Origin of the sequence: Anaeromicropila populeti (assembly GCF_900112775.1) — a bacterium.
In the GTDB taxonomy this organism is placed as follows: domain Bacteria; phylum Bacillota; class Clostridia; order Lachnospirales; family Lachnospiraceae; genus Anaeromicropila_A; species Anaeromicropila_A populeti.
The window spans coordinates 49,066-67,685 of the sequence record NZ_FOYZ01000010.1 but is presented as its reverse complement, the minus strand read 5'-3'; the positions used below and the strand labels follow the sequence as shown (position 1 = coordinate 67,685).

Genomic DNA, 18,620 nt, shown 5'->3' with positions numbered 1-18,620 from the left:
AAAATTTACTACTTCTTATGAAAATCGGTTAGATTCAAAACGCAGCATTGTCTGAAGGCTTTGAACCAAGCTCATATACTTTTCTTCAACACTTCCATCCTCTAAAGAAATATCTAAAACAACTGCCATATCATGTAGTTCCTTATCTGTCACTCTATTTCGCATGGACTGCAAAACACTCAGTTTATCTTTATAAGATTTTGCATCAAAAAACTTGTCTAGTGCTTCATCCGAAGCCGTTGGAATTTCTACTGTCTTTTCTTCTTTCTTTTCTTCTGCTGCTTCTTCTTTTTTATCCTCAGTACAAATCTCCATTTTCTTAGGCTTCTCAACTAAGTCCTCAGGTTTTTCCACCTTTTCAAAACGCTGAACTTGTAGTGCCTGAGGATATGCTTCTTTGTCAAGTTTTTCTGTGAACATCTCCAGGGAACGGGCATATATCTGGAAATCACCATAAAGTGCCTGATAGATTACCAGTAATTCTCCCGTCTCGGTATGAGTCGCAGTTGTAATAATCTGATAATACTTATTTTTAAAGTGGCGATAAAACTCGCCTGGTCGTGGAATATGATTTTGCTCCATTTAACACCTTCAAATCTCTCTTATAGAATATTTATTTTACTTCTACTGTCCAATTCAATGTATCTTCCAATTTACCTAGCTGAATTCCTGTAATGGTATCATACAGTTTCTGACTAATTTGTCCAATTCCTCCATCTTTCACCTGGAATACAGTATCTTCAAATCGTAAATGCCCAACTGGTGAAATAACAGCAGCTGTACCAGTACCAAATACTTCCTCTAATGCTCCTGATTTTGCAGCATCCAGCAATTCATCCACTGAAATTTTTCTTTCCTCCACTGGTAATCCCCACAATTCACAAAGCTCAATCACAGATTTTCTTGTAATACCAGGAAGAATACTGCCATTTAATACTGGCGTAACAATTGTTCCATTTATTTTGAAAAATATATTCATAGCACCTACTTCTTCAATATACTTACGTTCTACCCCATCTAGCCATAGTACTTGAGAATATCCTTCATCATGTGCTTTTACCTGTGCCTTTAAAGATGCACAATAATTGGCTCCTGTCTTTGCTTCGCCTAATCCGCCCTTTACGGCTCTTACATATTCATCTTCAATCCATATTTTCACAGGATTTAGTCCCTCAGGGTAATAAGCACCCACTGGACAAAGAATTACTATAAACTGGTAGGTATTAGATGGTCTTACACCTAAAAATGGGTCTGTCGCAATAATAAATGGTCTGATATAAAGAGATGTACCAGGTTTTGTTGGAATCCATGCTTCATCGATCTTTACTAATGCTTTAATTGCGTCCACAAAAACATCTTCTTCAATCTCTGGCATACAGATTCTGCGGTTTGTATTAATGACACGCTCCCAATTCTTATTTGGTCTAAACAATAGTGTTCTTCCATCTTCTGTCTTATATGCCTTCAGCCCTTCAAACATTTCCTGACCATAGTGAAATACCATTGCTGATGGCTGTAACACAATTGGCTGATAAGGAACAATTCGAGGATCAAACCATCCCTTTCCCAATTCATAATTCATAATAAACATGTGATCCGTAAATATCGTACCGAATACCAATGGATTATCCTTTTCAGGCAGTGTTTTTGGATTTTGTGTTTTTTCAATTCTGATATCTAACATTTCATTCATCCTTTCTCTCTTATCCACGGCTATTCCATCCAAGCAAACTAATCTTCTTTGTTCTAAATATCTTTTTGTACTTATGACCTTTGTTTCGCTCAAAATATAATAGTCTTTTTTACTTTTATAATAATCTTATCTCTTCACTTTTTCAAGTATTTTTTCCGAAAGAGTCCTTCTAGTACTCTAAAACACTAGTATTTCTATATTTCAAAAAGTAATACTCTAAGTCATAATAGGTTTCTTCTTCTGACGAACCTTCTAATATCCAATTCTTTTCTTTATCTAAGTTAGGGGCAAAACGATCCGCTACATACGAATACTCAATTTTTGTAACATACGCTGTATCACAAAACGGTAAAAATTGCTGGTAAATGCTGGCTCCTCCAATTACATAACACTGCCTGTCATTATATTTCTGAAGAATTGTAAAAACGTCTTCTAAAGAATGTGCTGGTATTATGCCTTTTTTTGTATAGTCCAAATTTTTTGTCAATACAATATTAACCCTGTTTTCAAGGGGCATGCCATTAGGAAGGCTCTCCAGCGTCTTTCTCCCCATAATAACCACTTGATTTTCTGTTAATAATCTGAAATTTCTTTTATCCGATGGAATACTGACTAATAATTGATTTTTATTTCCGATTGCCCATTTATTATCTACAGCTACAATTAAATTCATTTGTTTCCTCCGTAAATTCCAACTTTTTGCTTTATAATTCTTTACACTTTCGTAAATACTATTTTTATGATTCACAATATATCAAAAAACTTTATGTTATGTGGCAGTATTGGGTGGTGTTTAGAATGCTTCTGGACAGGTCTCGATGCAATTTTAAAAAAACAGGACCGCTCCCTGACATGCAAAACTTCAATCTGGATGTTCCCAATCTATGGACTGGCCGCATTAATTCTGCCAATCAGCAATACAATAAAAAACCACTGTGCTCTCTTTCGAGGAGGTGTGTATACCTTTTTTATTTTTTTCACAGAATTTGTAACAGGTCGATTATTACAAAAATATAGGGCATGTCCATGGGATTATAGCAAAGCAAAGCTGAATTATAAAGGTGTAATACGCTTAGACTATATTCCTGTCTGGTTTTTTGTTGGTTTAATTTATGAAAAAATATTGAAGAGGTAGTAACCTGCCTCTTCAAGAAAATGTACTAAAAATTTGCTCCATTCCATCCCCAGTGTTCTACTTCTTCATACTTTACATATATTTTGTCTTTTGCTATCTCCAGTTCTTCATTAAAAATATTACAAATAGCTTCCGTCAGCTTATCATATGCACTAGCTGATGCAGAACCGAAAATTTTCACCTCTACAAATGCAATTCGGGTGGAAGAATCCCCTTTAAAATAAAGCTTACATTCATCCTCAAAGCCCAACATTAACCAATTCTCGCTTTTTCCTGGTACCATGGATATTGCCTGTCCTAATTTACTCTTAATGCTATCCTGCTTTTCCTGTGTCAGCTTAACATTTACCTTTGAATTAATAAATGGCATAATTGCACCTCTTTCTTAAAAAATTGTTGCTACTATTATATCAAAGTAAGACAATTTTTCCTAGTACTATTGTTACCTAAATTTCCAAAAAATTTTACATACATATTTGCGATTATTTGCTATAATGAAATAAGACTTACAACAAAAAATGAAATGAAGTGCATGCGATGAAAAAAAATGAATTATTAACTGTCAGACACTATTTTGAAAAGAAGCCAACGTCCAATGCCTTGATTATTGCCCATCGTGGAGGAGCAAAAAGCTTTTCCAACGGTGAAAATACTCTGGATGTTTTTTTGGATGCCATACAAAACCAAGTGAAAATGATTGAATTTGATGTTAGGAGAACAAAAGATAGTCAGTATATTATATTCCATGATAATAAAGTCGATCGTAAAAAAATTAGTTCCTTAACTTATAGTGAGTTAGCGGAGATATGTTCCCATAAGAACATTAAGGTTCCGTTATTGATAGATACTTTACAACTTTGTTCTAAAAGAGTTTTATTCGATATCGAATTAAAGGAAACCGGATATGAACGGGAAGTAATCGAAATTATTAGTAACTATATTGATCCATCCCATTATGTGATAACATCATTTCACGATTCCGTCATCCGGACGATTAAACAGATAAATCCTGATATCTATACAGGTCTGCTGCTTGGCAAGGACAAAGCAACTCCTCTAGAACATTTTTCAGAACTTTTTCCTTTTGGACGTCTGAAAAAATCAAAGGCAGATTTTGTTGTCCCTAATTATAAACTGGTTACACCTTGGTTAGTTTATAAGTGCAGAAAGCTAAACTATCATATTTACGTTTGGACAGTAAACAAAAATAATGTTTATCTAAAGTTAATGAAACACAAAGTGACAGCTATTATTACAGATTATCCTGATCGCTTTAGCGGAAATTATTAAGTAAGGCAGGTACCCCCATGAAATGCTTAGAAACTATCTATTTTCATTTGAAAAACACAAACTATGATGGACTGATGGAATTTCTAAAGGATTTATCCGACTCTCATATTAAGTATGAGTTTTTATCTTCTTCCTCTGAAGAAACTTTTTTTCAGAATAAAGTACAGTCACTATTATTTAGTGATACTTCTCTTGGTATATCACTTGCCTTGAAAAATCAGATTCCCGCTATCGGTGTTTTATCTTCCGCTCAAAACACAGATTTTTCATCAGCTTATTGTTTGGTTGAAAGTTTCCTAGGGCTAACTGCTTCCTTTGCAATAAATGAGTGGAAACATGCTTATATGCTTCCTGTCACCATTGCCGAAACGAAACGTCTTTTGATACGAGAATTAGATATTGAAGATATCAAGGATTTATATTCTATCTATTCTAATCCAGAGGTTCGCCGCTTTGTGACTGGTATGGAAGAACCCTTAGAAGTTGAAATAGAAAAACATAAAGCATATATCAAATATGTATATCATTTTTATGGATTTGGACTCTGGGGTATTTTTGATAAAACGGGTATGCTTATTGGCCAATGTGGTATTCAAAACCGTCTTGTGAATGGGAATCCAGAAATTGAGTTAAGTTATCTGGTAGCTGCTTCTCACTGGGGAAAAGGATATGCATATGAAAGTATTCTGGCTGTATTAAAATATTCTCTGGAATCTTTAGAAATTTCTTCTATAGTTGCTGTGATTCAGAAGGAAAATCAACGTTCTATTCACGTTGCAAATTGCCTTGGAATGAATTTAGAACAGGAATTACTAATAGATGGGCAATACTTTCTGCTTTTTCGGATTCCTGATTTAGCACAATATTTTATCATACATGATGAAAAAAAGCGGCACCTTGCAGCACAAACCGCCAAACAAAAAGCCTTAAAAAAACCAGTCCAAGATGTATACCGAAAAATATATTCATAATAAATCTTAAACCAAAAAGAGTGTCTTATCAACACTCTTTTTGATTTCCTATTAAGGAGTTGTTGTAGTACCTGCACCGTTGGCGGCATTTCCATTAGCGGCGTTTCCGATAGCATCACCTGTATCTTCTATCGCATTACCAACAGCATCACCTGTATCCTCTATTGCATCTGCAACACCGTTACCATCCGAGTCATTTATGGTACCCGTCCCATTTGTAGTTCCATTATTAGTTATCTCCGTGTTTGTTACTCCGTTATCTGTAATATCATCATCTTCCGTATTACAAGCAGTTAGAGCAAATAAGGATAAACAGCAAATAGCTACTAAAAGAAAAAGTTTTTTCTTCATGGAATTCTCCTCCTATATTCTTATTATTTCATTGTACTTGCTTAGTATTCCACACAGTTCATAAATTATGCAATACGACTCACCAATATTTTACAAATCTGTCATTTTAACAAATGCATATACTGTTCTGCTTCATCCCATTTCACAACAAATGAAGTTCCCTTGGCACAAAAAACAGAGCTGGAAACATTCTCAAGATCTCGCTCTTTGTCATAATTTATTTTCTTGATTACGTCATCCGGATTATGACATCGCTGATACCTTGATACCTTTGCTGATATTCTTCCCTTTCCTTTTGTATATATCATGAAACTTTCTGCATAATTCATAAAAGTGGAAACAGGACAAGTACCAGTAATAATAGAATTCTCCCCTGCTGCTAACGGTGTTTCAAATGAGCCCTTCATTTTTGTAATATCGGAAAGGACCCTTCCAATCAGCTGACTTTCAACCTCTATTGTAAATTCATACACCGGCTCCAGCAAAACTGATCCCGATTTTTCTAATCCTTGGCGAATCGCCCGATAAGTTGCCTCTCTAAAGTCTCCACCTTCTGTATGCTTTATATGAGCGATTCCTCCATTTAACACAATCTTTACATCAGTTAAAGGAGAACCTGTCAATATTCCTTTATGAATTTTTTCAAATACATGTGTCCTGATTGCATTTTGAAAATTCATTGCAAGTTGATCTGGGTGACAACTACTTTCGTACTGCAACCCACTTCCTTCTTTTAGAGGAATTAGTTTAAGACTTACTTCCGCATAATGCCGCAGTGGTTCAAAGTGTCCATATCCAGTCACCTCACATGCAGGTGTCTCCATATATAAAACCTCTGGCTGTGTAAACTGTATGGTATATCCAAATCTCTCTTTTACAACTCTTTGCAGAACTTCTAATTGAATCATTCCCATAATACATATTTCCAACTGCTTTAGTACAGCATCCCAGTTTGCTCCCAGCATCGGGTTTTCATCCTCCAGCATCTGAAAGCACCTAATCATTTCTCTGTCTGGAATGTTAGAGTCATAAAGAACCTTAACTTTTAGCGCTGGTACAAATTGATACTGTAATATATCGTTACAATCCCCTATTCCTGCCCCAGCCGTAACGGATTTCAAACCAGTTACTCCAACTAATTCACCTGGATAGGCAGTGGCTACTGCTGATACTTTATTTCCTGAAATCAGTTTCAGTTGATTTACTTTTTCTCTTTGAATTTCACCATCTTTCTGTAATAAAATCTCATCTCTGACAGAAAGTTTACCAGCTAAAACTTTAATAAATGCCATCCGTTCCCCATTACTGTCATATTGAATCTTATACACTCTTCCCGCAAAAGGCATATTTTCCATCGTGTCATACTCTGTATCAGTTAGAATATGAAACTGCTGCAAAAATTCCTTAACCCCATCATCCTGCAATGCTGCTCCAAACATACAAGGATATAGTTCACACTGCTTTATCATTTTCTTCAAAATCACAAAAACTTCTTCCTTATCTAGCTTACCCTCAAAATACTTTTCCATTGCTATCTCACTGGAGGAGGCTGCTAATTCTATCATCTCATCTGATAAATCACATAATATATCTGTTTTCGTAAAAGAAACAATCTGGTTAGAAAGCTTCTTATGTAATTCCGCTAAAATCCATTCACTATCTGCCGTTTCCATATCCATTTTATTGACAAATATAAACACAGGAATCTTTCTTTCTCTAAGGCAGTTCCATATCGTTTCAGTCTGCCCCTGCACGCCATCAGTAGCACTAATTACTATAACACCATAATCAATTACATCTAATGTACGTTCTACTTCTGAAATAAAGTCCGCGTGTCCTGGTGTATCTACCAAATAATACTCATCCTCTTCTATTTGAAAAAAAGCCTGATCGGAATAAACGGTAATTCCCCGCTCTCTCTCTATTTCATGGCAATCGAGAAAAGCGTTCTTATGATCCACTCTCCCAGGTTGTCTGATTGCTTTCCCATAAAAAAGAATCTGTTCTGATAGAGTTGTTTTTCCTGCATCTACATGAGCCATAATTCCAAACACTTTTTTCATTTTTTACTCCTGGTTTTACTTTTATTATAGGGTACTTCAGGCATAAACTCCCTAAAACGATTAGGCAGCATCTGACCTCTAAGCTTATCATTTTTTCGTTCTTTTATTCCAATGGAATCGACAAAACATTTCCACAAATCATAAAGACTATCCTGCTTTTCCAATTCAGAAAAATCCATTGCTTCATTAAATTCAAAATTTTCTGCTATAAACCACTGAGTCCTCGCCTGATGTATCGCTGCTGTTTGTCTGTCTTCATCATATATTATCCAGTTCTCATCTGTCAAGCGGTCCCCAAAATGATCCGCTACAGGTCCTAATATATTATTCTCTGGACGCATCCGAGCAAATAAAATTCTATTTTTTAATTCCACAAAACGTAAAAAGCCTTCATAATGAAAAAATTCATTTTTCACATTAATATCCATTGAAAAAACACCGTTTACATAAGGATTACTTACATGCTCCAGTACTTTATTACCCATGGCAAATCCCAGAATTAAAAAACGATATATAATATCTGCCTTGTTTTCGTTCTTGGATAAGGTGGAATGAAACACCATTTCATAAGCCTGCCAGGATATTTTGCCACAGATAGAACGAGACACCTTGACTGCTTTGTCCAAATCTGTTTTCACATAAATAAACTCAGAAAAAAATTGATAATTGTCTGGCTCTCTTACTGCAATCTGGTTATAATCATGTCCATAACTGCTTGCCCATGCATCATAAATAGCAGTAAAAATGCCATCTGTTGTATTCTCACATATATAAATCCGCTTATTCTTCATCCTATTAATCCTATTCCCTGTACTCCGTTAAAGGTTGAAAACTTCACATCATCAAACAATGACAGCTGCTGGTAAATACCGCTTCCTCCGATTCCAGCAGGCAGCTTCTCCTTAAATTCAAGCATATGATTTAAAATATAGTCCTCTTCTATCTTAACTGGATACATCATTTTACCGTTACAAGTAATAAAATAAAGTGCCCGCTTCAGTACTACTCCAAGTCTTTTTAAATCAGAAAAGTCCAGTCTGGCATGCTTTCTTGCTGAAACAATCCTCTGTGCTGACTTGACTCCAATACCTGGAATACGAAGAAGCTTCTTATAATCCGCCTTATTAACCTCAATCGGAAACTCTTCTAAATGATTTAACGCCCAATTACACTTTGGATCCAAAAGCATATTAAAATTAGGTTTGTCTTCTGATAATAATTCTCCTGCCTGAAATCCATAAAATCTTAAGAGCCAGTCCGCCTGATACAGCCTGTGTTCTCTTAATAGTGGAGGTCCTCCTTCCAAAACAGGAAGTAAGGAATCATGGGTAGTATTTACAAATGCAGAATAAAAAACTCTCTTTAGTTCAAACTTCTGGTACAGACTTTCTGCAACATGAATAATCTGAAAATCCGTTTCTGGAGTTGCACCAATAATAACCTGGGTGCTTTGTCCCGATGGAACAAACTGTTTAAATTCATTTTTTCTCCTGTTCAGCGCCAACTGTGTCTCACCGCCTGCTGCAAGTGCTGTTGGTTCCTTACTCATTCTCCTGCCTGCCAACAGTTCGTTACGGTTTTCCTTAATTCCAAGCTGGATTTGCTTCATAGGCGTTAATATATTCTTACGGCTTTTATGAGGTGCCAGATTTTTCAATCCTTCCGATGTAGGCAGTTCCAGATTAATACTCATACGGTCTGCCAAAAGTCCCATTTCCTGTATCAGGCTTTGATCTGCTCCTGGGATTGCCTTTACATGAATATAGCCATTAAACTTATGCTTCGTCCGCAGAAGATACACTGCTTTCAACATCTGACTCATCGTATGGTCCGGACTAACCATAATTCCTGAACTAAGAAAAAGTCCTTCAATATAATTTCTCCGATAAAATTCTATCGTTAAATCCGCTACCTCCTCTGGGGTAAAGGATACACGCACTACATCATTGGACGAGCGGTTCAGACAATACTTACAATCAAATATGCACTCATTGGTCAGAAGAATCTTCAGCAATGAAATACATCTTCCGTCCGCAGCAAAACAATGGCAAATACCTCTCTTAACTGCATTCCCCAGCATTCCTGCACCACCCTTGCGATCTACACCACTAGAAGTGCATGCCACATCATATTTTGCTGCATCTGACAATATCTCTAGCTTTTTGGACAAATCCATAACTTCACTAATTACCATATTCCACCTCGATCGAATGTATGTTCTGTATTTATGGTACCATGTTTTTTTTCAAAATGCAAGTACTAATCTGCCTCCATTTTCAAATTCCGTTTTCCCACAATTAACGCAATCACAAAAAAAACCGCTGCAAATCCAAAGATAATTCCATAATTCTTAAAAATATCTTCCCATCTACTAGCTGATATTTGTTGAAAAGAACTAATCAGCTGATTATTTTTTACATACCAGTAAGTAGGTAAAAAACATCCTATCTGCCATATTTTATTACTTAATTCCTTCTGTGGCACAAAAACTCCCCCTAATAAACACATTACAACTAAGAGAGTGTGTACAACAGGTGCAATGTGTTTCTTATTTTTCACTACAAAACCTGTTAAAAACCCAAAACTGACTCCGCACAAGGAAAAAAGATAGGCATTCATACTCATTAATAGTATTTGTATATCAAGATACTTTTTATGAATGAAGAAAAAACCAAATACAATAAAAAAACTTGTCACAAAAAAAGTCAGCAGCAGGCTGCCCATCCATAATTGCAAATACAGATTTACTGAAGATACTGGTGCAATTGCAATTCGGTTTTTCAATTTAACACTATTAATAGAAAGCATGATTCCAGCAATGCAGATAATACAAATACACCAAATGCCATATGCCAGATAATTGTAATATTTACAGATTATCGTATAATCTTTTGTTTCCTCCATATACCAAGAAACAGCATTATCTTCCTTAAAATCTTCCCCCGCCTTTTCTACTGCTTCAAGAAGACTCAAACCCTCTGCTTTTTGATATGTTCTAACTACTGAAAGATACTGATCCACTGCCAAATCCAACAAAACCATACTTCTTTGATCGGTAACCTCTTCTTTCAAAATATATGCTTCTTTATCATTTTGAAAGTTTTCCGTAAATCCTTCTGGAATTTTAATTACCGCAGAAATATTGTAAAAAAACAACCTCCCTTCCATATCTATTTGCTTTTCTTTTACTGGAATAAAATTGCAGTAATCTTTTAGATACTGGTACAACCCAGTTGTAAGAACATTTTGGTAATCATCACATTGAAAAGCGACTTGAAATTTTTCTTGATTATACAATGTACTTTTTGTCTTCTCAATGGCTAACATCATTCCTGTTGCTCCAATGAATACCATGCACACTACCATCATAACTAGAATCTTCTTTTTTACTAATTTGAAATAGAGTTTAAAAATCTGCATAATTTCCCCCTTACTTCTTCATTTTCTTACGCCGGATTAAATATACTTGGGTGATTAAGCCAATAAGAAATCCTACTATACTTGCCATACTGCATAATTGTATAAGAAGCAAAATCTGATTTTGATAAAATGCCCCAAATACATAGCTCATAAGAAACAAAACTATTCCTATTTCACTGAATTGAACAGCCAGCGCAGCAAGTGCATTTAGTAAAAATAATCTCCACTTTGGTATAGGTGAAATCTGAAGTCTTGCCCCCAAAACAGAACAACTGCCCTCCATCCCAGCTACTGTTTTTATTCCAGCAATCCATGAAAATCCACACATAATTGCCAGAATCACATAATAATAGAAAACAGAATGCTGCTTGGTAGATTCTATCTCACTATTTCTCACAAATGACAGTTCATTAGTTTGGGTTTTACTATAATGCTCAACAAAATTTTTTACGATCATTTCCTCTACACCCATTTGATTAAAATACAGTTCCATTTTCTTTCCCATTACAATGACTGCAATAACCTTCTGTGCTTTCAATTTTTCTTTTGCCACATGAAACGAATATTTATCAGCCGAAAAAATTCTGGTTCCACTTGCTGATTCCATAGCAACAAGTGCTTGATAAAAACCATCATCCTCTGGCACATTTTCAACAACAGCAACTGGTATACTGTCAAAAGAATCTCCCTTTCCTATATCACTAAATGCAAAATAGACAACCAGACTTAATGCAATAGGCAGGAGTAATGTCCATGAAATATACTTTTTATCTCTTACTATGCTTTTTACCTTCATCAAAAGCTGAATCGAAAACATCACCTCACCTCACATTTCTTAGTTCTTTCCCAGTTATCTCTGAAAACACATCTTTTAATGTAGGTTTTTCAGAAGCTACCTCCCCAAAAGGAATATTGCTTTTACTCAAAAAATCTAATAACGGAAGCAGGTTACTTTTACCTCTTTTTGACTTTACAGTCAAAACGCCATTTTCATAACTTACCATGCAGACATTGGATTTTTCCTCTATTTTTTTTATAATTTCCTTTTCTAACACATCTATTTGAACAGTTATTTTTTCTCCAATTGAAATCATAGTTTTTAATTCATCCTTTGTTCCAACTGCAAGCATTCTCCCCTTATCAAACAGTCCAATTCTGCTGCACAAAGACTCCACCTCTTCCACACAATTGGATGTATATAAAATGGTCGTCCCCTCAGCATTTAGTTTTTTAATCGTTTCGTAAATTCTATTTCTGCTTTGCACCTCCACATTCCCTAACGGATCATCAAAAATAACCAGCTTAGGTTTATGTACAATTCCACAAGCAACATTCAGCCTGCTTAACAGTCCTTCCCCTAATTTTCCTGGATAAAAGTTACAATAGTCCATTAATCCTGTATCCCGAATGGCATCCTGCACCAGCCGTTCTACCTCATCCTTATCTTGTTCATATAAGCTGCAAAAATAAAAAATATTATCATATACTGTTAGCTCATTAAAAACTGCTGGTTCTTGAAAAACAACTCCAATGTTTCTTTTGATGTCTGCTGTGCTGACAAGCATATTGGTATCAAATATTCTTACACTTCCTTTCTCATACTGCAACAGCGACAGCATACACTGGACAGCCGTTGTTTTCCCTGAACCTGAGGGACCCAGAATACCAAACAGTTCCCCTTCCTGAACTTCTAAATTTAAATGATCCAGCACCATCAAATTCCCATATATTTTTACCAGATTATTAACTGCAATAACCACAAAATCACTCCTTTCAAACTCTATCACTATAATAGCAGATAAATAGAAAATTGTTAAGCAATCATCATAAAAGGATTGCAAACCATCTTAAATTCATTCATAATAGAAAAAAATATATTTGAAAGGAAACTGGTATGGACAAGATTATTGATAAGGTGATTTTACTGCTTTGTACTACTGTTCTCTGCATTTTTTCTGTAGGAAATGAATATTTGATAATACCTGTTATCATTTCACTACTAGTCAGTGCTCTTTGCATTTTCTTTGAGCGGTCAGAAATTCATCTTGTCCTGTACCTATTATTTACTGGACTTTGCTCTGTCTACCCACTGTTGTGCATTTTTCTTCCATTAATTGTATACGATTTATTTTTTACCAGATATCAGTATTTTATTTTATTTGTAATTCCATTATTAATAGTAAAGAGTGCTCTGAATAATTCGTCATTATCTACTCTCATTATTATGTTTTGTCTGCTATCATACTTTATGAAATTTAAAACTACACGCTACCAAAAGCTTCTTTCAGCGTATCACGGAGTTATGGACGACAGAAATGAATTAGCCATTATACAGGAGGAAAAGAACAGGAGCATATTAGAAAACCAGGATTATGAAATAAGTGTTGCCACATTGAACGAAAGAAACAGAATTTCTAAGGAAATTCATGATCATGTTGGTCATCTTCTGTCTCGGTCACTGATACAGATTGGAGCTTTACTTACGATAAGCCGGGAACCTGTTATTAAGGAGGAACTGTCGGCATTAAAAGAATCTATATCAGAAGGAATGGACAGCATCCGTGCAAGCATTCACAATATGCATGATGAATCTGTAGATTTATATGCCACACTAGAAAAGCTTGTAAGGGATTTTCAGTTTTGTCCTGTTCAATTTGAATACAACATTACAACAACACCCTTACTGAAAATGAAATACTGTTTTATTGCCATTACAAAGGAAGCCTTTTCAAATATTATCAAGCATTCTGATGCTACCCAGGTATCTTTGCAATTAAAAGAGCACCCAGCAATGTATCAGTTAATTATTTCAGATAATGGCACTGTCAGTGAAAAAACCAAGGCTATTATACGACGTTTTCAACTGGCAGAGAACAGTCTGGATGGAATGGGTCTTCAAAATATGGCTGACAGGGTAAAAGGATTTTCAGGAAATCTGAATCTTACAATTGAGCAAGGTTTTAAAATATATGTGACCATACCAAAAGAATTGGTCAGGGAGGAATATTAAATGAATATTTTATTAATTGATGATGATAAGCTAGTTTGCTCTTCACTAAAAATAATTTTGAGTGCCTCTGAGGGAATCCAAGTGGCTGGGATGGCGCACGACGGGGTAGAAGCAGTTGAACTTTACCGCCAGCTTAAGCCTGATATACTGCTTATGGACATTCGTATGGGTACTATGACAGGATTAGATGCTGGTGAAATCATTTTACAAGAAGATCCACAGGCTAAAATTTTATACCTTACTACTTTTTTAGATGATGATTATATTGTAAAAGCATTAAAAATTGGTGCAAAGGGCTATATGCTTAAACAAGATTTTGAAAGCATTGTTCCAGCACTTCATGCCGTTTATAGTGGTCAGAATGTATATGGAAATGAAATTATTTCTAAGCTCCCTGATTTGATGTCATCCTCCTCAGATAAAGCATGCTACAAGGAATGTGGTATTACCGAGAAGGAACATGAAATTATTCTGTTAATAGCGGATGGTAAATCCAACAAAGAAATGGCAGAAGAATTATTTTTATCAGAAGGTACTATTCGGAATTATATTAGTACTATTCTTGAAAAATTAGAGTTACGGGATCGTACACAAATTGCAATTTACTACTACAAACATAAATAAAAATTTTTTTTAGAAAAATGCTTGACTTTTTTTTATATTTGTATATAATATATTTATGTCAAGCGGGTGTAGTTCAATGGTAGAACACTAGCCTTCCAAGCTAGATACGTGGGTTCGATTCCCATCACCCGCTTTTGTCATACTCATTTTTCTATTTGCAGTGCTTTTTAAGAAATTCTTCCACGTGATATATGGTTTCTTCATTAATATAATGTTCTATTTTTTCAACCATTTCAAGTTCACTTTTTGAATGATTTATATAGCAGAAAAATTTATTTAATACATCGTGTCTGTGTAATAAATATTGACCTAGCTTTTTTCCTTTTTTTGTCAGTTTTATGATGCCATATGGTTCAAATTCCACATAGCCCTGTTCTTTGATTTTCTTTACCATTTTAGAAGAAGATGGCGGACTTACATGTAGCATCTGTGCAAGTTCATTTACCCTTATATATTGGTTTTTACTTGCAATCCGATAAATCATTTCCAGATAATCCTCCATTGTGTGAGAAAACTCACTATGATTTTTAATTTCATAACCTTTTAATGTATAGAAATTTTCTTCCATTTTTCTTGTCCCCTGACATTCATAGTTCTCTTTATACACTATGTTAAAACTTTATATTTTAAACCTGTTGTTCTCCCGGACTTCATTAAAAACAGGTCACAAAGGCAATTTATTGGCATAGTATAAAGAAACAAAGTTAACCTAAGTTAATTATTGAGGTGATAAAATGTCCATCCAATGTACACTAAACGAAATCAAAGAGGGCCAGCAATGTATTGTTAAAACAATTCTGACAAGGGGAGCGATGAGAAGGCGCCTTTTGGATTTGGGAATTATCTCTGGTACACGTATTGAGTGCCGGCAGAAAAGCCCCTATGGTGATCCTGTTGCATTTCTCATACGAGGTGCTGTAATTGCATTAAGAAATGAAGATTCTGTCAATATTATTGTAGAACCACTATTTGAAAGAGGGGATGCAAAAAATGGGATTAACCAGTAAATCAATGGGTATGCATGCACTTGATAACCCGTTTACGATTGTAAAATCACAGCCAGATGATATAATAATTGCCTTAGCTGGAAATCCAAATGTAGGAAAAAGTACTGTTTTTAACAGCTTGACTGGACTAAATCAGCATACTGGTAATTGGGCTGGTAAAACTGTTACGAATGCTCACGGAGTTTTTAAAAAAAATTCTCGCAATTATATTCTTGTAGATTTACCAGGAGCTTATTCCATTTTTCCTCACTCGGCAGAAGAAGAAGTGGCAAGAGATTTTATCTGCTTCGGAAACCCAGATGCCATTTTAATTGTATGCGATGCAACCTGCCTGGAACGAAATCTTAATCTGGTTTTTCAGATTATAGAGGTAACTCCTTGTGTAATGCTGTGCATCAATTTCATGGATGAAGCAAAAAAAAAGCAAATTGATATTAATCTGCCTCTGTTGGAACAACTTTTAAAAATTCCGGTTGTTTCCTCCTCTGCACGCAATCGGAGCGGTCTTACTGATCTAACAAATCAATTAGTAAATTTTTCTGCTTCACCAAGAGCATCCTATGAAAATCCACACATTCTATATCCTGAACCAATAGAAACGGCAATAAAAATAATTTCCTCCGGGCTAGAACATTCTTTTTTAAGCAACATCAATAAGCGGTGGATTGCGCTTAAATTATTAGATTATGATGATTCTCTCTGGAACGGCATTACCAGACATCTGCATTTAAATCCTTTGGACGATGTCAGCCTTCTGGCTGCCTGTAATGAAGCAAGGAAACACATAGAGCAGGCTGGCTACACAAAGGAAAGTCTCCGGGACGAATTAATCCGTTCAATTGTAAAAAAATCCGAGCAGGTTTATCAACAGGTTGTGACCCAGAATACCTCCTCTTCTTGCCAGCGGCAAAAAAGTCTGGATAAATTATTAACTAATCGTGTTTCTGGCATTCCTATTATGCTTAGTTTACTATGCCTTGTATTTTATCTTACTATTACAGGAGCCAACTACCCCTCCAAGTTACTTTCCAGCCTGCTGTTTGGATTAGAATCCCACCTTTCTAAATGGTTTCGATATGCTGGCATTACTGAATGGATTCGGGGTCCTTTAATTGATGGTGCATACCGTGTCCTTGCATGGGTAGTTTCCGTTATGCTGCCACCAATGGCAATTTTCTTTCCTCTTTTCACATTACTAGAGGATTTTGGCTATCTGCCACGGGTGGCATTTAATCTGGATCATATTTTCAAAAAATCTTGTACCTGTGGAAAGCAATGTTTATCCATGTGGATAGTTGCTATATGCTATACTGTTTCACTCACATCTCTTCTCATAAATTTATAATAAATTTTGATTTCCTGCCGTTTCCGTTTTCCTTCTGGTGTCTGTTCATAACCTCCCTGACCAATTTCAATACGGTCAACCAGTTCGTATAGGATTTCCTGAGTCAGCTCTGTTACGTTTAAATACTTACTCAAAAGATTATAGACCATTTCATCGTCTGGTTTACTTGTGGAACTATAAGCGATTTTCTGCTGAATCTGTAGAATTTCTTCTTTAATGTCCTTCTGTTCTTCCTCATAGCTTCCTGATAATTTTCGAAACCTCTCTTCACTGATTTTACCTGAAATGGTGTCCTCATACAGTTTTTTTATTATAAAGTCCAGTTCCCTGTCTCTGGCTTTTAAACATGAAATTTTCTTGTTTTGCCTATCTGATTCCTGTCCGTCGACTTGCAGCACACGATTTTTTAAGACCTTACCAATTACCTGTCTGTCCTCATCCGATAGGATTATCTGTTTTTTTATTTCATTCAGTACAATCTGATATAATATTCCATAGTCCACAAAATGATTGCTGCACTCCTTGCTTCCAAATAATTTGTATCCTCCGCAGACCAGATTGGTAACTGTCCCCTTTTTTCTGGTTCCTGTGGTGGACATGTTTTTCCCACAGTCCATGCACTTTGCAATGCCAGAAAAAATATTTTGAAAATTTCCTTTTTTACAAGAACGTCTGGAAGTCATTTGCCATCTTACTTTTTCAAAGGTCTTTTGACTTATAATTGGCTCATGGGTATGTTCAACAATAATCCATCTTTCCCTTGGAGCAGTTATCATTCTTTGACTTTTAAATGATACCTTCGTTGTCTTTCCCTGTACCATATGTCCAAGATATACCATGTTTTTAAGTATTTTAGAAATGGTAGAAGAAGTCCATTCTTTTCTTTTTGTATAATTTTCAACATTAAGATAAGGTCTGGATAGACAACGATAGAGTGCTGGTGTTAGAATTTTACTTTCATTTAGTAGGTCAGCAATTTCTTTTGGCTTGCTTCCCTCTTCTGCCAGATGAAATATCTTTTTTACGACACTGGCAGCTGTTTCATCTACTATTAACTGGTTTTTATTATCAGGTGCCTTTTTGTACCCATAGGGAGCAAAATTTCCAATAAAACTGCCCTCTCGCATTTTTGTTTCAAAGGAAGATTTAATTTTTTGTGAAATATCCCTGGCATACATCTCATTTACAATATTTTTAAAGGGCGCAATGTCATTATGCAGACTTTCCGAATCATAGCCGTCATTTACTGCAATATACCGAACTTCATGGACCGGAAAAAAAATCTCAGTGTACTGTCCAGTAGTAATATAGTCTCGACCCAATCTAGATAAATCCTTTGTAATTACCATATTCACCTTTTTTCTCTCTATATCCCGAATCATACGCTTAAACTCAGGTCTTTCAAAATTGGTCCCGCTGTATCCATCATCGATATAAATATCCACAATGCGAAACCCTTTTTCCTTTGCATAGGCTATAAGCATTTTTTTTTGTGTTGTAATGCTGGCACTTTCCATTGCTCCATCATCATCCTTGGATAACCGTAAATACAGTGCTGCATAGTACTGCATAGTTTTGCTGTTCAACTTGCTACCACCTCAAATCCTGTTCTACTTTTTTGATCAGCATTTCAATTAAGATTTCTTGGATGGTTTTTGAGCTGCTATAAACAGCATTTATCTCATAGACATTTTTTTCAATGCATTCTATT

Annotated in this window: 20 protein-coding genes and 1 tRNA gene; 8 read left to right on the top strand and 13 right to left on the bottom strand. The window is 35.5% G+C overall.

Annotated features, from left to right (window positions below):
• Positions 1–15: 15 nt before the first annotated feature.
• The 3 genes from BM305_RS12935 to BM305_RS12925 all read right to left on the bottom strand — a co-directional run bounded on the left by BM305_RS12935 (position 16) and on the right by BM305_RS12925 (position 2,366).
• On the bottom strand, positions 16–582 hold the full coding sequence (locus BM305_RS12935) for a DUF1653 domain-containing protein (RefSeq protein ID WP_092561500.1): 567 nt from the start codon (positions 580–582) through the stop codon (positions 16–18).
• Between the two features lie 31 nt (positions 583–613).
• A complete protein-coding gene (locus tag BM305_RS12930) occupies positions 614–1,684 on the bottom strand; it encodes a branched-chain amino acid aminotransferase (protein ID WP_092561694.1) in 1,071 nt (356 codons plus the stop codon).
• 178 nt (positions 1,685–1,862) lie between these two features.
• A complete protein-coding gene (locus tag BM305_RS12925) occupies positions 1,863–2,366 on the bottom strand; it encodes a dihydrofolate reductase (RefSeq protein ID WP_092561498.1) in 504 nt (167 codons plus the stop codon).
• Positions 2,367–2,432: 66 nt separating this feature from the next.
• On the opposite strand from BM305_RS12925, the gene BM305_RS19835 reads away from it, so the two are divergent.
• Positions 2,433–2,828: a putative ABC transporter permease gene (locus BM305_RS19835; protein ID WP_092561496.1), complete on the top strand. Its 396-nt coding sequence runs from the start codon at positions 2,433–2,435 to the stop codon at positions 2,826–2,828.
• 25 nt (positions 2,829–2,853) lie between these two features.
• Here BM305_RS19835 and BM305_RS12915 read toward each other — a convergent pair whose 3' ends face one another.
• Positions 2,854–3,198 carry a phenylpyruvate tautomerase MIF-related protein gene (locus BM305_RS12915; RefSeq protein ID WP_092561494.1) on the bottom strand — a complete coding sequence of 115 codons (345 nt, stop codon included), beginning with the start codon at positions 3,196–3,198 and terminating at the stop codon, positions 2,854–2,856.
• Positions 3,199–3,365: 167 nt separating this feature from the next.
• On the opposite strand from BM305_RS12915, the gene BM305_RS12910 reads away from it, so the two are divergent.
• Entirely contained in the window at positions 3,366–4,118 is a 753-nt protein-coding gene (locus BM305_RS12910; RefSeq protein WP_092561492.1) for a glycerophosphodiester phosphodiesterase, read from the top strand.
• A gap of 17 nt (positions 4,119–4,135) precedes the next feature.
• Entirely contained in the window at positions 4,136–5,089 is a 954-nt protein-coding gene (locus BM305_RS12905) for a GNAT family N-acetyltransferase (protein ID WP_092561490.1), read from the top strand.
• 51 nt (positions 5,090–5,140) lie between these two features.
• Here BM305_RS12905 and BM305_RS12900 read toward each other — a convergent pair whose 3' ends face one another.
• From BM305_RS12900 to BM305_RS12870, 7 genes are all read right to left on the bottom strand, one after another.
• Positions 5,141–5,440 (bottom strand): hypothetical protein, encoded by a 300-nt coding sequence (locus BM305_RS12900; protein WP_092561488.1) that lies wholly within the window; start codon positions 5,438–5,440, stop codon positions 5,141–5,143.
• A gap of 101 nt (positions 5,441–5,541) precedes the next feature.
• Complete coding sequence (locus BM305_RS12895) at positions 5,542–7,503, bottom strand: GTP-binding protein (RefSeq protein ID WP_092561486.1); 1,962 nt, start codon at positions 7,501–7,503, stop codon at positions 5,542–5,544.
• Positions 7,500–8,294, bottom strand: a complete 795-nt coding sequence (locus BM305_RS12890) for a TIGR03915 family putative DNA repair protein (RefSeq protein ID WP_092561484.1) — start codon at positions 8,292–8,294, stop codon at positions 7,500–7,502. Before BM305_RS12890 ends, BM305_RS12895 begins: the two co-directional genes overlap by 4 nt.
• Complete coding sequence (locus BM305_RS12885; protein ID WP_092561482.1) at positions 8,291–9,697, bottom strand: putative DNA modification/repair radical SAM protein; 1,407 nt, start codon at positions 9,695–9,697, stop codon at positions 8,291–8,293. The genes BM305_RS12890 and BM305_RS12885 overlap by 4 nt, the downstream gene beginning before the upstream one ends.
• A gap of 65 nt (positions 9,698–9,762) precedes the next feature.
• The gene (locus BM305_RS12880; RefSeq protein WP_092561480.1) at positions 9,763–10,923 is read right to left on the bottom strand and encodes an ABC transporter permease; all 1,161 of its coding nucleotides are present in this window, start codon (positions 10,921–10,923) and stop codon (positions 9,763–9,765) included.
• A gap of 10 nt (positions 10,924–10,933) precedes the next feature.
• Entirely contained in the window at positions 10,934–11,740 is an 807-nt protein-coding gene (locus BM305_RS12875) for an ABC transporter permease (RefSeq protein ID WP_092561478.1), read from the bottom strand.
• 4 nt (positions 11,741–11,744) lie between these two features.
• Positions 11,745–12,683 (bottom strand): ABC transporter ATP-binding protein, encoded by a 939-nt coding sequence (locus BM305_RS12870; protein WP_092561476.1) that lies wholly within the window; start codon positions 12,681–12,683, stop codon positions 11,745–11,747.
• A 134-nt stretch (positions 12,684–12,817) separates the two neighbouring features.
• On the opposite strand from BM305_RS12870, the gene BM305_RS12865 reads away from it, so the two are divergent.
• From BM305_RS12865 to BM305_RS12855, 3 genes are all read left to right on the top strand, one after another.
• Positions 12,818–13,933 carry a sensor histidine kinase gene (locus BM305_RS12865; protein ID WP_092561474.1) on the top strand — a complete coding sequence of 372 codons (1,116 nt, stop codon included), beginning with the start codon at positions 12,818–12,820 and terminating at the stop codon, positions 13,931–13,933.
• Positions 13,934–14,557, top strand: a complete 624-nt coding sequence (locus BM305_RS12860; protein WP_092561472.1) for a response regulator transcription factor — start codon at positions 13,934–13,936, stop codon at positions 14,555–14,557.
• 62 nt (positions 14,558–14,619) lie between these two features.
• Positions 14,620–14,690: transfer RNA gene (locus BM305_RS12855), tRNA-Gly, on the top strand.
• Between the two features lie 18 nt (positions 14,691–14,708).
• Here BM305_RS12855 and BM305_RS12850 read toward each other — a convergent pair.
• The gene (locus tag BM305_RS12850; RefSeq protein ID WP_092561470.1) at positions 14,709–15,125 is read right to left on the bottom strand and encodes a metal-dependent transcriptional regulator; all 417 of its coding nucleotides are present in this window, start codon (positions 15,123–15,125) and stop codon (positions 14,709–14,711) included.
• Positions 15,126–15,291: 166 nt separating this feature from the next.
• On the opposite strand from BM305_RS12850, the gene BM305_RS12845 reads away from it, so the two are divergent.
• Positions 15,292–15,564: a FeoA family protein gene (locus BM305_RS12845; protein ID WP_092561468.1), complete on the top strand. Its 273-nt coding sequence runs from the start codon at positions 15,292–15,294 to the stop codon at positions 15,562–15,564.
• The gene (locus tag BM305_RS12840; RefSeq protein WP_092561466.1) at positions 15,548–16,909 is read left to right on the top strand and encodes a FeoB small GTPase domain-containing protein; all 1,362 of its coding nucleotides are present in this window, start codon (positions 15,548–15,550) and stop codon (positions 16,907–16,909) included. The genes BM305_RS12845 and BM305_RS12840 overlap by 17 nt, the downstream gene beginning before the upstream one ends.
• Here the strand turns inward: BM305_RS12840 and BM305_RS12835 are convergent.
• Positions 16,870–18,495: a recombinase family protein gene (locus BM305_RS12835; RefSeq protein WP_242940538.1), complete on the bottom strand. Its 1,626-nt coding sequence runs from the start codon at positions 18,493–18,495 to the stop codon at positions 16,870–16,872. The genes BM305_RS12840 and BM305_RS12835 overlap by 40 nt on opposite strands.
• Positions 18,496–18,620 lie beyond the last annotated feature (125 nt).

What these genes read in the sequence shown, in the direction of transcription:
- BM305_RS12865 (WP_092561474.1), top strand. Translation starts at nt 12,818, where the DNA reads ATGGACAAGATTATTGATAAGGTGATTTTACTGCTTTGTACTACTGTT.
- BM305_RS12905 (WP_092561490.1), top strand. Translation starts at nt 4,136, where the DNA reads ATGAAATGCTTAGAAACTATCTATTTTCATTTGAAAAACACAAACTAT.
- BM305_RS12930 (WP_092561694.1), bottom strand. Translation starts at nt 1,684, where the DNA reads ATGTTAGATATCAGAATTGAAAAAACACAAAATCCAAAAACACTGCCT.
- BM305_RS12885 (WP_092561482.1), bottom strand. Translation starts at nt 9,697, where the DNA reads ATGGTAATTAGTGAAGTTATGGATTTGTCCAAAAAGCTAGAGATATTG.
- BM305_RS12935 (WP_092561500.1), bottom strand. Translation starts at nt 582, where the DNA reads ATGGAGCAAAATCATATTCCACGACCAGGCGAGTTTTATCGCCACTTT.
- BM305_RS12915 (WP_092561494.1), bottom strand. Translation starts at nt 3,198, where the DNA reads ATGCCATTTATTAATTCAAAGGTAAATGTTAAGCTGACACAGGAAAAG.
- BM305_RS12850 (WP_092561470.1), bottom strand. Translation starts at nt 15,125, where the DNA reads ATGGAAGAAAATTTCTATACATTAAAAGGTTATGAAATTAAAAATCAT.
- BM305_RS12895 (WP_092561486.1), bottom strand. Translation starts at nt 7,503, where the DNA reads ATGAAAAAAGTGTTTGGAATTATGGCTCATGTAGATGCAGGAAAAACA.
- BM305_RS12880 (WP_092561480.1), bottom strand. Translation starts at nt 10,923, where the DNA reads ATGCAGATTTTTAAACTCTATTTCAAATTAGTAAAAAAGAAGATTCTA.
- BM305_RS12875 (WP_092561478.1), bottom strand. Translation starts at nt 11,740, where the DNA reads ATGTTTTCGATTCAGCTTTTGATGAAGGTAAAAAGCATAGTAAGAGAT.
- BM305_RS12840 (WP_092561466.1), top strand. Translation starts at nt 15,548, where the DNA reads ATGGGATTAACCAGTAAATCAATGGGTATGCATGCACTTGATAACCCG.
- BM305_RS12860 (WP_092561472.1), top strand. Translation starts at nt 13,934, where the DNA reads ATGAATATTTTATTAATTGATGATGATAAGCTAGTTTGCTCTTCACTA.
- BM305_RS12890 (WP_092561484.1), bottom strand. Translation starts at nt 8,294, where the DNA reads ATGAAGAATAAGCGGATTTATATATGTGAGAATACAACAGATGGCATT.
- BM305_RS12845 (WP_092561468.1), top strand. Translation starts at nt 15,292, where the DNA reads ATGTCCATCCAATGTACACTAAACGAAATCAAAGAGGGCCAGCAATGT.
- BM305_RS12925 (WP_092561498.1), bottom strand. Translation starts at nt 2,366, where the DNA reads ATGAATTTAATTGTAGCTGTAGATAATAAATGGGCAATCGGAAATAAA.
- BM305_RS19835 (WP_092561496.1), top strand. Translation starts at nt 2,433, where the DNA reads ATGATTCACAATATATCAAAAAACTTTATGTTATGTGGCAGTATTGGG.
- BM305_RS12910 (WP_092561492.1), top strand. Translation starts at nt 3,366, where the DNA reads ATGAAAAAAAATGAATTATTAACTGTCAGACACTATTTTGAAAAGAAG.
- BM305_RS12900 (WP_092561488.1), bottom strand. Translation starts at nt 5,440, where the DNA reads ATGAAGAAAAAACTTTTTCTTTTAGTAGCTATTTGCTGTTTATCCTTA.